This is a genomic window from Pseudomonas sp. GM84 (assembly GCF_000282535.1).
Classification (GTDB): domain Bacteria; phylum Pseudomonadota; class Gammaproteobacteria; order Pseudomonadales; family Pseudomonadaceae; genus Aquipseudomonas.
The window spans coordinates 1-13,533 of sequence record NZ_AKJC01000187.1; the positions used below are offsets into that span (position 1 = coordinate 1).

The window sequence follows — 13,533 nt, forward strand, 5'->3', positions numbered from 1 at the left end:
GGCGTTAGCCGCTGTCGCTGCGGGTGGCCGGCTTGAGCAGGCCGATGGACTCGTAGTAGCGGATCATCTTGGTGCTGAGCCCGCTGCGGCGGGCGGCCTGGCCGATGTTCATGGGGCCTCCTGCGAGGTGCTGGTGGGTTTCCAGGTTTTCAGCCACAAGGCATTGCTCACCACGCTGACGCTGGACAGGGCCATGGCAGCGCCCGCCAGCACCGGGTTCAGGTAACCCATTGCGGCCAGGGGAATACCAATCAGGTTATAGATGAATGCCCAGAACAGGTTCTGGCGGATTTTCGCGTAGGTCTTGCGGCTGATTTCCAGTGCGGCGGGAACCAGGCGCGGATCGCCGCGCATCAGCGTGATCCCGGCGGCCTGCATGGCCACGTCGGTGCCGCCGCCCATGGCGATGCCGATATCGGCGGCGGCCAGGGCCGGGGCATCGTTGATGCCGTCGCCGACCATCGCCACCACGCCGTCCTGTTTCAACGCGGCCACGGTGGCGGCCTTGTCGGCCGGCAGCACTTCGGCATACACGTCGTCGATGCCGAGGCGGTCGGCCACCACCTTGGCGCTGCCGCGGTTGTCGCCGGTCAGCAGATGGCTGCTGATGTGTTGTTCATGCAAGGTGCTGATCGCTTGCTCGGCACCGGGCTTGAGGCTGTCGCCGAAGGCGAACAGGCCCAGCACACGGGGCTGCGCGCCACGTTCGATCAGCCACGACAGGGTGCGGCCTTCGGCTTCCCAGGCCTGCGACATGGGGGCTAGCGCCCCGGGTTGCAGGCCGCTTTCGTCGAGCAGGCGGCGATTGCCCAGGGCCAGTTCGCGCCCTTCCACCCGACCGGCGATGCCGCGACCGGTGAGCGACTGACTGTCGGCCACCGGCGGAACGTCGAGGCCTTGCTCGGCGCAGGCTTGCAGAACCGCTTTGGCCAGCGGGTGCTCGCTGCCACGTTGCAAGGCACCGGCCAGACGGTGCAGCTCGGCGCCGTCGCCGACCAACGCCTGGCTGTGCACCACCTGTGGGCTGCCCGAGGTAAGCGTGCCGGTCTTGTCGAACACCACACGGTTCACTGCATGGGCGCGCTCCAGGGCTTCGGCGTCCTTGATCAGGATGCCGTGGCGCGCGGCGACGCCGGTGCCGGCCATGATCGCGGCGGGCGTGGCCAGGCCCAGCGCACAGGGGCAGGCAATCACCAGGACGGCGACCGCGTTGATCAGCGCGGTCTCCAGCGGTGCACCGGCCAGCCACCAGCCGATCAGGGTGATCATCGCCAGCACCAGTACCGCAGGGACGAACACCTGGCTGACCCGGTCAACCAGCTTCTGGATCGGCGCCTTGGCCGCCTGGGCGTCTTCGACCAGGCGGATGATGCGGGCCAGCACGGTTTCAGTGCCCACGGCCTGGGTACGCACCAGCAGCCGGCCTTCACCGTTGATAGCGCCGCCGGTGACGCTGTCACCGGGTTGCTTGGGCACGGGCAGGCTCTCACCGCTGATCAAGGCTTCGTCGGCATGGCTGCTGCCTTCCACCACTTCACCATCCACCGGGAAGCGTTCGCCAGGTTTGACCAGCACCAGGTCATCGAGGCGCAGCAGGGCGATCGCCACGTCCTCTTCACGGCCGTCGACCAGGCGCACGGCGCGCTCGGGGCGCAGGGCTTCCAGCGCGCGGATGGCGCTGGCGGTCTGGCGTTTGGCGCGGCTTTCCAGGTATTTGCCGAGCAACACCAGGGCGATCACCACTGCCGAGGCTTCGAAGTAAAGGTGAGGTTCGGTGCCAGCAGAGGCTTGCGCCCATTGGTACAGGCTCAGGCCATAACCGGCGCTGGTACCCAGGGCCACCAGCAGGTCCATGTTGCCGGCACCGGCACGCACCGCCTTGTAGGCCGCCACATAGAAGCGTGCGCCAAGGATGAACTGCACCGGCGTGGCCAGCAGGAACTGTGCCCAGGCAGGCAACATCCAGTGCAGGCCGAACGGTTGCACCAGCATCGGCAGCACCAGGGGCAGCGCCAGCAGCAGGGCGGCACCGACCGCCAGGCGTTCCTTGCGCAGGCGACGTTGGGCAGCCTGCTGATCATCCTGGCGCGCCTGTGGCAGGCTGGCGCTGTAGCCGGCTTTCTCGACGGCGGCGATCAACAGCGGGTCATCGAGGGCCTGGAGCACTTCGAGGTGGGCGCGTTCACTGGCCAGGTTGACGCTGACCTGCTCGACCCCTGGCAATTTGCCCAGGGCCCGTTCGACCCGGCCAACGCAGCTGGCGCAGGTCATGCCGCCGATCTGCAGTTCCACGGTGCGGGTCGGCACGCCATACCCTGCGTCGCGCACAGCGTCGACCAGGGCTGGCAGGCTGCCGGCCGGCGCCTGGACGCGGGCCTGTTCGGTGGCGAGGTTGACGCTGACCTGTTCGGCGCCGCTGACCTTGCGCAGGGCGCGCTCGACGCGACCAGCACAGCTGGCGCAGGTCATGCCGGAAATCGGCAAGTCGAAAGTGGTGGATGCTGACATGGCTTTCCTCCTTGGACAGGCCTCCAGCATCAACCTTGCCATGCAGGGAAGGTCAATAGCCCAGGCCGGCTCGCTTCAACTCAAGCCCATTGTGGCCCATGGCAATGCGGTATTTGTTGATCTGGCCCGCCTGCAAGGTCAGGCGCGTGCTGCGCTGGTCCTCGATGCCTGGCGCGCAACCGGGCATTTGCCCCGGCAGCAGGCGCAAGCGCACATCGACCGGGCCCGGCGGGAGGTTGAAGGAGGCCGATTGCTCCTGGAAAACTCGCCCGGACAGTTGATCGTTGAGGTAGATGCCGATTTCGCAGCTGGTGGATACTTCCAGGCGCTCCCGGGAAATGATCAGTACGCTGTAGTCCGAGTTGCCCTCGGCGCTGGCCGGCGGCACCGCGGCTAGCGCGCCCAGTAGCCCGACAACGCTCACTGCTGCCCTGAACATGAAGAATCTCCTGCTTGCCTGAATCATCAAAGGCGCAGCTTGGCCGAGGTGCGCGCGGATTTCCACCCCGGCCGTTCGCCGCAGAACTTGACCTTGCCCCGATGGCAAGCTTGAAACTGGGCAAAACCCACAAGGAGGCAACACCCATGCAAGTGTTCAACGTACAAGGCATGACCTGCGGCCATTGCGTGAAAGCGGTGACCCGCGCCGTGCAGGAGCAGGATGCGAAGGCGCAGGTGGAAGTCGACCTGGCTGCCAGGCAAGTGCGCGTGGAGAGCGTGCTGATGGTCGAGCAGGTGCTGGCAGCCATTCGGGAAGAGGGCTATCAGGCCGAGGTGGCGTGAAGCCGCCCTGCTGATTTTGTTGCAAATGTTTTCATACTGATGGGGTCCACTGCAGGTAGACTTACGCGCTTGCTTAGCCTGCTATGGATTCCTGATGAACCTGCGAATGGTGCTGATCCTGGGCGCACTGAGTGCGTTCGGGCCCTTGGCGATCGACTTCTACCTGCCCGCCTTTCCGGCCATGGCGCAGGCGTTCGCCACCGACGAGAAACATGTACAAGCCACCCTGGCTGCCTACTTCCTCGGTTTGTCGCTCGGCCAACTGGCCTATGGGCCGGTGGCCGATCGCTTCGGCCGACGTAAGCCACTGCTATTCGGCGTGGGGCTGTTCACCCTGGCGTCGCTGGCCTGCGCCTACGCGCCCAACCTCGATACGCTGATCGTGGCGCGCTTCGTTCAGGCCTTGGGCGGCTGTGCTGGCATGGTGCTGTCGCGGGCCATCGTCAGTGATAAATGCGACCCGGTGGCCTCGGCCAAGGTGTTCTCGCAACTGATGCTGGTGATGGGGCTGGCGCCGATCCTCGCGCCGATGCTGGGTGGGGTGCTGGTGAACCTGTCCGGTTGGCAGTCGATCTTCCTCGCCTTGAGCCTGTTCAGCGCGCTCTGCCTGTTTGCAGTGGGCCTGGGCCTGCCAGAGAGCTTGCCGGCGCACATGCCGCGCCAGCCGCTGTCGGGGGCGCTGCGTCAATACTTGCGGTTGCTGGCCGATCGCGTGTTCATCGGGCATGCCTTGACCGGAGGCATCGCCATTGCCGGGATGTTTGCCTACATCGCTGGTTCACCTTTCGTATTCATCAAGCTCTATGGCGTACCCGCAGAGCATTACGGCTGGCTGTTCGGCACCAATGCGGCGGGGTTCATTCTGGTGGCGCAGGTCAACGCACGTCTGCTGGCCAAGCGTGGCCCGGCGTTCCTGCTGGTGCGCGCGGTGTGGTTCTACCTGGCGGCGGCGTTGGTTCTGCTTGGCGTGGCAGCGTTGCGTCCGGCGCAGTTGTGGCCACTGCTGGTGCCACTGTTCGTCTGCATTGCCAGCCTTGGCTGCATCATTCCCAATGCCTCGGCTTGCGCCATGAGTGGCCAGGGGGCCCGGGCAGGCAGCGCCTCGGCATTGATGGGCTGCTTGCAGTTCAGCGTCGCCGCCGGTGCGGCGGCGTTGGTCAGCGTGCTGCACGATGGCAGTGCGGTGCCCATGACACTGGTGATCAGCCTGTGCGGGGCACTGGTGGTCAGTGTCGCGCTTCTGACCCGGGGTTTGCAGGCCAAGCGTCCGGCATGAGCGGATGAGGGGCCTGTAAACGGGTCTCGAGGGTTGCGACAAAGGCGCGTGCTTCGGCCTCGCTGCGAAAGCCCACCACATGCTGGTCGAGGCATACCTGCCAAGGGCAATTGGGGTTGCGGTTCGACGCACTGACGACAATCTTCATCGCGGCATACCTCCGAATAGGGGGGGAGCGGATCAAGTGTAGCGCTGCGGCAACCCTGCGCCATGGCTTGCCGGAGTGTTCTGACTGGCGGTCGCTGCACGGGTTAATGCAAAGCTTCGAAGTGTGTAGAAGGTTCGCTTTAGTTTGCGCTACTTGGGGAAGCAGGGCGTCGGCAGACTCCCTTGGGCGCATAGGGCCATTCTTCCTCATGCCCTGTTTCTTCCTTGCTAAACAGCGGCTTCCTTCACTTCAGGGCCTTAAGCGCCCCAACCCCCGGGCTGGCCGGGGCTCTGAAGGGTTGCCATACCCTAATTCACTTTGAAACCTCTGAACGCGGCATGCCTGCGGGGGCGGTCGTGCGTGCGGCTTATACTGCGCCCGGGGCTGGCGTCGGCAAGGCGTTTGCTTGTCGCGGCTGGCACCTGCCGGGAGGTGTATTCGGCGTTGCCAGGGTTGGCCATTGGAAATCAGATGTGATTGGCAGGGAGTAACAGGACATGAATGCAGTCAGCAGTATCAGTCAGATTGCCGGCCTGATGGCCGACCCCAAACGTAGCGCGATGTTATGGGCACTGATCGATGGCACGCCGCGGCCGACCGATGAATTGGCGATGATGACCGGGTTGACCTCATCCTCTGCCTGCGCGCACCTGTCGCTTCTGTCTTCGGCAGGTTTGCTGAGGCTCGAAGCACGTGGCCGCAAGCGCTACTTCAGGCTTGCCACGCCCCAGGTGGGGGCGGCGGTCGAAGCGCTGGCCAGTGTGCAGCTTGGCTGTGACGGCCTGCAGCGGGCGGCACCGGTACAGATGCCGATGTCGATGCGCAGGGCGCGTCGGTGTGGTGACCATATGGGGGGCGAGCTGGCCGCCGAGTTGTATCACCGCCTGGTGGTCGCAGGTTGGCTCGAGAGCAGCGACCGACAACCGATGGTCAGCGATGAGGGGCGGGCAGCGCTGGCGCGCATTGGGGTGTATATCGATGCCCTGGCGCCGCGCCAGCAGCGTGGGTGCGTGATCTGCCACTGCAGCGACCAAGGCCCGCATCTGGGCGGTAGCCTTGGGCAGGCATTGCTTACGCTGTTTCTGCAGTCTGGCTGGATACGCGAGCCAGGGGGGACACGGGCCATGCAGATTTCCGCCGAAGGCATTCAGCAGATCAACCGCATTGCCCGGGTCACCACGCTGCAGGTGGGCTGAGCACGCGCAGGCGCGTCAGACCAGACGCGCGTCCAGGCTGTTCTGGGCCAGGCGGCGGGCCTGGTCTTCGGTCATGCCCAGGTGAGTGTGCAAGGCATGGAAGTTCTCGGTGACGTAACCACCGAAGTAGGCCGGGTCATCCGAGTTCACTGTCACCTTCACACCGCGCTCGAGCATGTCGAGGATGTTGTGCTGGCTCATGTGATCGAACACGCAGAGCTTGGTGTTCGACAATGGGCACACGGTGAGGGGAATCTGCTCGTCGATGATGCGCTGCATCAGGCGCTCGTCCTCGATGGCGCGTACACCATGGTCGATGCGCTTGATCTTGAGCAGGTCGAGGGCTTCCCAGATGTACTCGGGTGGGCCTTCTTCGCCGGCGTGGGCAACCGCGACGAAGCCTTCGCTGCGGGCACGGTCGAACACGCGCTGGAACTTGCTGGGCGGGTGGCCCATTTCGGAGCTGTCCAGGCCAACGGCGATGAACGCGTCGCGGAAGGGCAAGGCCTGGTCGAGGGTCTTGTGTGCCTCGTCTTCGCTGAGGTGGCGCAGGAAGCTCAGGATCAGGCCGCTGCTGATGCCCAGTTGCTCACGGCCGTCCTTGAGCGCGTGATTGATGCCGTTGAGCACGACCTCGAACGGGATGCCGCGGTCGGTGTGGGTCTGCGGGTCGAAGAAGGGCTCGGTGTGGATGACGTTCTGTGTCTTGCAGCGCTGCAGGTAGGCCCAGGTCAGGTCATAGAAGTCCTGCTCGGTGCGCAGTACGTCCGCGCCTTGGTAATAGAGGTCGAGGAATTCCTGCAGGTTGTTGAAGGCGTAGGCGCTGCGCAGGGTTTCGACGTCGTTCCAGGGCAGGGCGATCTTGTTGCGCTCGGCCAGGGCGAACAGCAGCTCAGGCTCAAGCGAACCTTCGAGGTGCAGGTGCAGTTCGGCCTTGGGCAGGGCGTTCAACCAGTCATACATGGGGTGGTGATCTCGATCAGGTAACGGTTGCCGCCATTCTACAGGCCCTGGCCAGGCATTGCGCTTGGCCAGGCCGGTGTTGCGCCAACCGGTGATCGGGTTGGACTCACCAGATGAGGGGCTCGCCCTTGTAGTTGATGAAGCGCAGGCCGCCCTTGCCACTCTGGGCCTTGACCTGTTCGAGCATGCCACGGGTACTGGTGAGCACGTCGATCTCGGCGTTCTCGCCACCCATGTCGGTTTTCACCCAGCCCGGGTGCATGGCCAGTACACAGAGGTCAGGGCGCTGCAGGTCGACCACGAAGCTGTTGATCATCGAGTTCAGGGCGGCCTTGCTGGCTTTGTACAGGCACACCTCGCCACCGTCGGGGATGGTCACACTGCCCAGGATCGAGCTCATGAATGCCAGTACGCCGCTGCCTTGGCGTACCTGGCCGGCGAGTCGACGCGCGACGCGGATCGGCGCCACCGCGTTGGTCATGAACAGGGCGCCGATGTCCTCTGGCTGCACCGTCTCCAGGTCTTGTGGCAGGGGGCCCATGACGCCGGCGTTGATGAACACCAGGTCGAACACTTCACCTTGCAGGCGCTGCTTGAGGCCATCGAGCTGGGCAGTGTCGTTCATTTCCAGCTGTTCGATGCGCACCCCAGGAACCTCGCCCAGCGCGCCGGGCTTTTGTGGGTCACGGACCGTGGCGGTGATGTTCCAGCCGTCTTCGTTCAGCCGCTGCACCAAGCCCAGGCCAAGCCCGCGAGAGGCGCCGATGATGAGGGCAGTTCTTGAATTAGCCATGTGAACATTCCTTTATCGGATCAGAAAAGAAACTGAGCATAATGCAGACACGGACCCCATGCCTGTAGAAGACTTGGTTAAAAAACGACCAACGACAGATGGCCGTGTGGCGGCGGGCGCTTGGCTTGTTGGCTAACGGGTTATCCACAGGCTGATCCACAGTAAATGTGTGCAAGCGCGACTGACACCGTTGTGAAATACGCCTGACGCATTGTGGATAACACTTGACAGTTCAGGCGGTTGCGGCTGTCATCAAACGGTGATCAAAATATGCTCAATCCTTTGCAGGCCTTGAGCGGCAAGGGTTACAGCTGAGTGCCCCAAGCTTATCCACAAGCCGGCCCACAGATGTTGTGCGCAACCTTCAGCGTGCTTCGAGCAGAATTCGACCGCGACTGAGGTCTGCCAGTTGCTGTTGCAAAGCCGCCAGGTGGGCTTCGCCAACGGCAATCTGCAGGTCAACGCCATTGGCGGTGAACTGCTCGTCCAGCACCAGGCCATCCACTTCTGCCAGGCGCAGTTTCACCAGCGCCAGTTCGCTGAAGCTGCAACTGCAGGCAAATTCGCTGCGCTGTACCAACAGCCGCTTCGGCGCCTGTTGCAGGCATTTGTTGGCCCCACCGCCATACGCCCGTGCAAGGCCACCGGTACCCAGCTGGATGCCGCCGTACCAACGGATGACCAGCACCACCACCTGGTCGCAGTCCTGCGCCTCGATGGCGGCCAGGATGGGCCGGCCAGCCGTGCCACCCGGTTCGCCATCGTCACTGCTGCGATACTGTGCGCCCAGCTTCCAGGCCCAGCAGTTGTGGGTGGCGGCCAGGTCGCTGTGGCGTTCGATGAAGCTCATCGCCTCGGCGGCACTGGTAATCGGGCCGGCGAGGGTAATGAAGCGGCTCTTGCGGATTTCCTCGCGAAATTCGCAGAGGTCGAGCAGGGTAGAAGGCATATATAGATGTCAGGCGCTCGGCGCGATGCCGCATCCCTTGAGAATGATGTGGATAAGATTGCTGCTCGCGTCTTCCATGTCCTGCTTGGTCAGGCGGCTGCGGCCGGTGACCTGGCAGATCTGGGTAGCGAAGTCGGCATAGTGCTGGGTGCTGCCCCACAGCAGGAAGATCAGGTGCACCGGGTCGACCGGGTCCATCTTGCCCGCGTCGATCCAGGCCTGGAACACCGCGGCGCGGCCACGGAACCATTCGCGGTAGTCGGCGCTGAAGTATTCGCTCAGGCAGGTGCCGCCGCTGATGACCTCCATGGCGAAGATCCGCGAGGCTTGCGGGTTGCGCCGGGAGAACTCCATCTTGGTGCGAATGTACTGGCTCAGCGCTTCACCCGGGTCGTCTTCGACGCTCAAGGCGTTGAAGGTGCTGTCCCACAGCTCGATGATGTTGCTCAATACGGCGATGTACAGGCCGAGCTTGTTGGTGAAGTAGTAATGCAGGTTGGCCTTGGGCAAGCCGGCCTTCAGCGCGATGGTGTTCATGCTGGTGCCCTTGAAACCATGACGGGCGAATTCGTCTTCGGCGGCCTGGATGATGGCCTGTTCGTTCTTCTGGCGGATGCGGCCGGCGGGCTTGCCCGAGGCGGAAAGGCGATGCGCAGGGACTTCTAGGGTCATGGACGATTCCGTACGGGTCTGTGGCAACGGATGTCGGACAAGATTACCTGCCTGCGCGCAAGTGACAAGCATTAGCGGCAGAAGCAGGCATCAGCGTGTCGCAGCCAGGCTTTCAAGGAAGCTTTCCAGTACCAGATTCGGCCTTCGTCCTTTGCGCGTGACCCAGCTCAGGCTCAGATCGTAGAAGCGCTGGGCGGGTTTGAGTGCGCGCAGGCGGCCTTGCTGGACCCAGAACGTGGCGTAATGGTCGGGCAGGTAGCCAATGTAGCGACCCGTGAGGATCAGAAACGCCATGCCTTCGCGGTCAGAGGCACTGGCGGTGCAGTTCAGGGCTTGGTAATGGGCCTGGATATCGGCGGGCAGGCGGAAGGTAGGGGCAATCGCTTCCTGGTCGTTGAGGCGATCGTCGTCGATCTGCTGATCGTCGGCATAGAACAACGGGTGGCCTACGGCGCAGTAGAGCAGTGAGCGTTCGCTGTACAAGGGTTGGTATTCAAGGCCGGAAAGTGGGCTGGTCTGTGGCACCACGCCAACATGCAGGCTGCCGTCGAGCACCCCTTGTTCGACCTGGCTGGGGGCGATCATGCGGATCTGGATACGCACGTCAGGCCCACGGTCCTTCAGTTCGGCCAAGGCATGGGTGATGCGCATGTGCGGCAGGGTCACCAGGTTATCGGTCAGGCCGATGTTGAGTTCGCCCCGCAAGTGCTGATGCAGGCCGTTGACTTCGGTGCGGAAGGTTTCCAGCGCGCTGAGCAACTGCAGTGCCGAATGGTAGACCTCGCGGCCTTCCTCGGTCAGCGAGAAGCCGGCGCGGCCACGCTGGCAGAGGCGCAGGCCGAGGCGCTGCTCGAGGTCGTTCATCTGCTGACTGATGGCGGAACGGCCTATGCCAAGCACGTTCTCCGCCGCCGAGAAGCCGCCGCATTCGACGACGCTTCGGTAGATTTTCAGCAGGCGGATATCGAAATCGCTGACCTGTGCGAGAGGGTCGGGGCGTCGGCTCATAAGTTTAGTCTTACGCTACCTGAAGATTAGAAATGTAGGCTTTTTCAGACTTTATCCGCGTGCGAATTTAGCTGCAACAACATCCATCGTTGCCTAATCGTCTTTCGAGGAACCGCCGATGAACATGCCCGAAACCGCCGCCGTCGGTATCGCCAGCCAGCTGAAGCTGGATGCCCACTGGATGCCCTACACCGCCAACCGCAACTTCCACCGCGACCCGCGCCTGATCGTGGCGGCCGAAGGCAGCTACCTGATCGATGACAAAGGGCGCAGGATCTTCGACGCCCTGTCCGGTCTGTGGACCTGCGGCGCCGGGCATACCCGCAAGGAGATCACCGAGGCGGTCGCACGCCAGATCGGTACCCTGGATTACTCGCCCGCCTTCCAGTTCGGCCACCCGCTGTCGTTCCAGCTGGCCGAGAAGATCACCGAGCTGACCCCTGGTGACCTGAATCATGTGTTCTATACCAACTCCGGTTCCGAGTGCGCCGACACCGCGCTGAAGATGGTCCGCGCCTACTGGCGCCTGAAAGGTCAGGCGTCCAAGACCAAGATCATCGGTCGTGCCCGTGGTTACCACGGCGTGAACATCGCCGGCACCAGCCTGGGCGGCGTCAACGGCAACCGCAAGATGTTCGGCCAACTGCTGGACGTCGATCACCTGCCTCACACCGTGCTGCCAGTCAACGCGTTCTCCAAGGGCATGCCGGAAGAGGGCGGTATCGCCCTGGCCGACGAGATGCTCAAGCTGATCGAGCTGCACGATGCTTCGAACATTGCAGCCGTGATCGTCGAGCCGCTGGCGGGTTCCGCCGGTGTGCTGCCGCCGCCGAAGGGCTACCTGAAGCGCCTTCGCGAAATCTGCACCCAGCACAATATCCTGCTGATCTTCGACGAAGTGATCACCGGTTTCGGCCGCATGGGCGCGATGACCGGCGCCGAGGCCTTCGGTGTGACCCCTGACCTGATGTGCATCGCCAAGCAGGTGACCAACGGCGCCATCCCGATGGGCGCGGTGATCGCCAGCACCGAGATCTACCAGACCTTCATGAATCAGCCGACCCCGGAATACGCCGTCGAATTCCCCCACGGCTATACCTACTCGGCACACCCGGTAGCCTGCGCCGCCGGTATCGCCGCGCTCGACCTGCTGCAGAAGGAAAACCTGGTGCAGTCGGCCGCCGAGCTGGCGCCGCACTTCGAGAAGCTGCTGCACGGCGTCAAGGGCACCAAGAACATCGTCGACATTCGTAACTACGGCCTGGCTGGCGCGATCCAGATCGCTGCCCGTGACGGCGACGCCATCGTCCGTCCGTATGAGGCTGCGATGAAGCTGTGGCAGGCTGGTTTCTACGTACGCTTCGGCGGCGACACCCTGCAGTTCGGCCCAACCTTCAATACCCAGCCGCAGGAACTGGACCGCCTGTTCGACGCGGTCGGTGAAGCCCTGAACAAGATCGACTGATCTTTCCGATTTTGACGCAAGGCGCGCGAGCTGATCGCGCGCTGGCCTCTACCTTCTTTATCTGGAGTTTTGCATGAGCATCGTTCAGCACCTGATCCACGGCGAACTGGTTACCAAGGGTGAGCGCACCGCCGATGTCTTCAACCCGTCCACTGGCCAGGCGGTCCGCAAGGTCGAACTGGCAAGCCGCGCTACCGTGCAGGAAGCGATCGACTCCGCCAAGGCTGCTTTCCCGGCCTGGCGCAACACCCCGCCGGCCAAGCGCGCCCAGGTGATGTTCCGCTTCAAGCAGCTGCTGGAGCAGAACGAAGCCAAGATCTCGCAGATGATCAGCGAAGAGCACGGCAAGACCGTGGAAGACGCTGCCGGCGAACTCAAGCGTGGTATCGAGAACGTCGAATTTGCCTGTGCGGCTCCAGAAGTGCTGAAAGGCGAGTACAGCCGTAACGTCGGTCCGAACATCGATGCCTGGTCGGACTTCCAGCCGCTGGGCGTGGTGGCCGGCATTACCCCGTTCAACTTCCCGGCGATGGTTCCGCTGTGGATGTACCCGCTGGCCATCGCTTGCGGTAACGCGTTCATCTTGAAGCCGTCCGAGCGTGACCCGAGCTCGACCCTGTTCATCGCCCAACTGCTGCTGGAGGCTGGCCTGCCAAAAGGCATCCTCAACGTGGTACACGGCGACAAGGAAGCGGTGGACGCCCTGATCGAGGCGCCGGAAGTGAAGGCACTGAGTTTCGTGGGTTCTACCCCGATCGCCGAATACATCTATGCCGAAGGTACCAAGCGCGGCAAGCGTGTGCAGGCCCTGGGTGGCGCCAAGAACCATGCCGTGCTGATGCCTGATGCCGACCTGGACAACGCCGTCAGTGCACTGATGGGTGCTGCTTACGGTTCGTGCGGCGAGCGTTGCATGGCCATTTCGGTCGCGGTGTGTGTCGGCGACCAGGTTGCCGATGCGCTGATTGCCAAGCTGGAGCCGCAGATCAAGGCGCTGAAGATCGGTGCCGGTACTTCCTGTGGCCTGGACATGGGGCCGCTGGTTACTGCCGCTGCCCGTGACAAAGTGGTTGGCTATATTGATGACGGTGTTGCTGCAGGCGCCAAGCTGGTGGTGGATGGCCGCGGCTTCCGTGTAGCAGGTAATGAAGATGGATACTTCGTCGGTGGCACCCTGTTCGACAAGGTGACTCCAGAGATGCGTATCTATAAAGAAGAGATCTTTGGCCCAGTGCTGTGCGTAGTGCGCGTCAACAGCCTGGAGCAGGCCATGCAACTGATCAACGATCACGAGTACGGTAACGGCACTTGCATCTTCACCCGTGACGGTGAGGCGGCGCGCCTGTTCTGCGATGAGATCGAAGTGGGCATGGTAGGTGTGAACGTGCCGCTGCCGGTGCCGGTGGCTTATCACAGCTTCGGTGGCTGGAAGCGTTCGCTGTTCGGTGACCTGCATGCCTATGGCCCGGATGGTGTGCGCTTCTATACCCGTCGCAAGGCAATTACCCAGCGCTGGCCGCAGCGTGCGAGCCATGAAGCGTCGCAGTTTGCGTTCCCTAGCTTGTAAGGGTGTGAAGTAAAGCGGGGAGGCCGGTAGGCCTCCCCGCTTTGTTTTCAGCGATATTAAGGTTTTTTGAAATTAAGCCTTGACGGGGTTTCGAATCCCCTTATAATGCGCCCCACTTCCAGCGTAGTCGGAACGAGAAACTCCTTGAGATTCAAAGAGTTAATCGAACCAGGTAGTACTGGAAGTGCTTCGATCGAATGATCGA

At 63.0% G+C, this 13,533-nt stretch carries 13 protein-coding genes and 1 pseudogene; 5 read left to right on the forward strand and 9 right to left on the reverse strand.

What is annotated here, in order from left to right:
• Positions 1-7: 7 nt before the first annotated feature.
• The 3 genes and pseudogenes from PMI38_RS26645 to PMI38_RS15705 all read right to left on the reverse strand — a co-directional run.
• Positions 8-112, reverse strand: a pseudogene (locus PMI38_RS26645) (MerR family DNA-binding transcriptional regulator); the annotation flags it as partial.
• Positions 109-2,508, reverse strand: a complete 2,400-nt coding sequence (locus PMI38_RS15700; RefSeq protein ID WP_008095771.1) for a heavy metal translocating P-type ATPase — start codon at positions 2,506-2,508, stop codon at positions 109-111. The gene PMI38_RS15700 and the pseudogene PMI38_RS26645, both read right to left, overlap by 4 nt.
• 52 nt (positions 2,509-2,560) lie before the next feature.
• Entirely contained in the window at positions 2,561-2,947 is a 387-nt protein-coding gene (locus PMI38_RS15705; RefSeq protein WP_008095773.1) for a hypothetical protein, read from the reverse strand.
• 146 nt (positions 2,948-3,093) lie between these two features.
• Between PMI38_RS15705 and PMI38_RS15710 the strand changes: the two genes are divergently transcribed.
• Together PMI38_RS15710 and PMI38_RS15715 are read left to right on the forward strand one after the other, a co-directional pair.
• Complete coding sequence (locus PMI38_RS15710) at positions 3,094-3,291, forward strand: heavy-metal-associated domain-containing protein (RefSeq protein WP_008095774.1); 198 nt, start codon at positions 3,094-3,096, stop codon at positions 3,289-3,291.
• Positions 3,292-3,385: 94 nt separating this feature from the next.
• Positions 3,386-4,567 carry a multidrug effflux MFS transporter gene (locus PMI38_RS15715; RefSeq protein WP_008095775.1) on the forward strand — a complete coding sequence of 394 codons (1,182 nt, stop codon included), beginning with the start codon at positions 3,386-3,388 and terminating at the stop codon, positions 4,565-4,567.
• Here PMI38_RS15715 and PMI38_RS27560 read toward each other — a convergent pair.
• Positions 4,518-4,715, reverse strand: a complete 198-nt coding sequence (locus PMI38_RS27560; protein ID WP_008095776.1) for a hypothetical protein — start codon at positions 4,713-4,715, stop codon at positions 4,518-4,520. The two genes, PMI38_RS15715 and PMI38_RS27560, sit on opposite strands and share 50 nt — an antisense overlap.
• Before the next feature lie 497 nt (positions 4,716-5,212).
• Here PMI38_RS27560 and PMI38_RS15720 point away from each other — a divergent pair, with 497 nt between their 5' ends.
• Positions 5,213-5,911, forward strand: a complete 699-nt coding sequence (locus PMI38_RS15720; protein ID WP_008095777.1) for an ArsR/SmtB family transcription factor — start codon at positions 5,213-5,215, stop codon at positions 5,909-5,911.
• Between the two features lie 15 nt (positions 5,912-5,926).
• Here PMI38_RS15720 and PMI38_RS15725 read toward each other — a convergent pair whose 3' ends face one another.
• From PMI38_RS15725 to PMI38_RS15745, 5 genes are all read right to left on the reverse strand, one after another.
• Entirely contained in the window at positions 5,927-6,874 is a 948-nt protein-coding gene (locus PMI38_RS15725; protein WP_008095778.1) for an adenosine deaminase, read from the reverse strand.
• A gap of 106 nt (positions 6,875-6,980) precedes the next feature.
• Complete coding sequence (locus PMI38_RS15730) at positions 6,981-7,667, reverse strand: SDR family oxidoreductase (protein ID WP_008095779.1); 687 nt, start codon at positions 7,665-7,667, stop codon at positions 6,981-6,983.
• A 364-nt stretch (positions 7,668-8,031) separates the two neighbouring features.
• On the reverse strand, positions 8,032-8,616 hold the full coding sequence (locus PMI38_RS15735) for an IMPACT family protein (protein ID WP_008095780.1): 585 nt from the start codon (positions 8,614-8,616) through the stop codon (positions 8,032-8,034).
• A gap of 9 nt (positions 8,617-8,625) precedes the next feature.
• Positions 8,626-9,288: a TetR/AcrR family transcriptional regulator gene (locus PMI38_RS15740; RefSeq protein WP_008095781.1), complete on the reverse strand. Its 663-nt coding sequence runs from the start codon at positions 9,286-9,288 to the stop codon at positions 8,626-8,628.
• A gap of 90 nt (positions 9,289-9,378) precedes the next feature.
• The gene (locus PMI38_RS15745; protein ID WP_008095783.1) at positions 9,379-10,296 is read right to left on the reverse strand and encodes a LysR family transcriptional regulator; all 918 of its coding nucleotides are present in this window, start codon (positions 10,294-10,296) and stop codon (positions 9,379-9,381) included.
• A gap of 118 nt (positions 10,297-10,414) precedes the next feature.
• On the opposite strand from PMI38_RS15745, the gene PMI38_RS15750 reads away from it, so the two are divergent.
• A complete protein-coding gene (locus PMI38_RS15750) occupies positions 10,415-11,761 on the forward strand; it encodes an aspartate aminotransferase family protein (RefSeq protein ID WP_008095786.1) in 1,347 nt (448 codons plus the stop codon).
• A gap of 73 nt (positions 11,762-11,834) precedes the next feature.
• On the forward strand, positions 11,835-13,328 hold the full coding sequence (locus PMI38_RS15755) for a CoA-acylating methylmalonate-semialdehyde dehydrogenase (RefSeq protein WP_008095787.1): 1,494 nt from the start codon (positions 11,835-11,837) through the stop codon (positions 13,326-13,328).
• Positions 13,329-13,533: the final 205 nt, after the last annotated feature.

What these genes read in the sequence shown, in the direction of transcription:
- PMI38_RS15700 (WP_008095771.1), bottom strand. Translation starts at nt 2,508, where the DNA reads ATGTCAGCATCCACCACTTTCGACTTGCCGATTTCCGGCATGACCTGC.
- PMI38_RS15705 (WP_008095773.1), bottom strand. Translation starts at nt 2,947, where the DNA reads ATGTTCAGGGCAGCAGTGAGCGTTGTCGGGCTACTGGGCGCGCTAGCC.
- PMI38_RS15710 (WP_008095774.1), top strand. Translation starts at nt 3,094, where the DNA reads ATGCAAGTGTTCAACGTACAAGGCATGACCTGCGGCCATTGCGTGAAA.
- PMI38_RS15715 (WP_008095775.1), top strand. Translation starts at nt 3,386, where the DNA reads ATGAACCTGCGAATGGTGCTGATCCTGGGCGCACTGAGTGCGTTCGGG.
- PMI38_RS27560 (WP_008095776.1), bottom strand. Translation starts at nt 4,715, where the DNA reads ATGAAGATTGTCGTCAGTGCGTCGAACCGCAACCCCAATTGCCCTTGG.
- PMI38_RS15720 (WP_008095777.1), top strand. Translation starts at nt 5,213, where the DNA reads ATGAATGCAGTCAGCAGTATCAGTCAGATTGCCGGCCTGATGGCCGAC.
- PMI38_RS15725 (WP_008095778.1), bottom strand. Translation starts at nt 6,874, where the DNA reads ATGTATGACTGGTTGAACGCCCTGCCCAAGGCCGAACTGCACCTGCAC.
- PMI38_RS15730 (WP_008095779.1), bottom strand. Translation starts at nt 7,667, where the DNA reads ATGGCTAATTCAAGAACTGCCCTCATCATCGGCGCCTCTCGCGGGCTT.
- PMI38_RS15735 (WP_008095780.1), bottom strand. Translation starts at nt 8,616, where the DNA reads ATGCCTTCTACCCTGCTCGACCTCTGCGAATTTCGCGAGGAAATCCGC.
- PMI38_RS15740 (WP_008095781.1), bottom strand. Translation starts at nt 9,288, where the DNA reads ATGACCCTAGAAGTCCCTGCGCATCGCCTTTCCGCCTCGGGCAAGCCC.
- PMI38_RS15745 (WP_008095783.1), bottom strand. Translation starts at nt 10,296, where the DNA reads ATGAGCCGACGCCCCGACCCTCTCGCACAGGTCAGCGATTTCGATATC.
- PMI38_RS15750 (WP_008095786.1), top strand. Translation starts at nt 10,415, where the DNA reads ATGAACATGCCCGAAACCGCCGCCGTCGGTATCGCCAGCCAGCTGAAG.
- PMI38_RS15755 (WP_008095787.1), top strand. Translation starts at nt 11,835, where the DNA reads ATGAGCATCGTTCAGCACCTGATCCACGGCGAACTGGTTACCAAGGGT.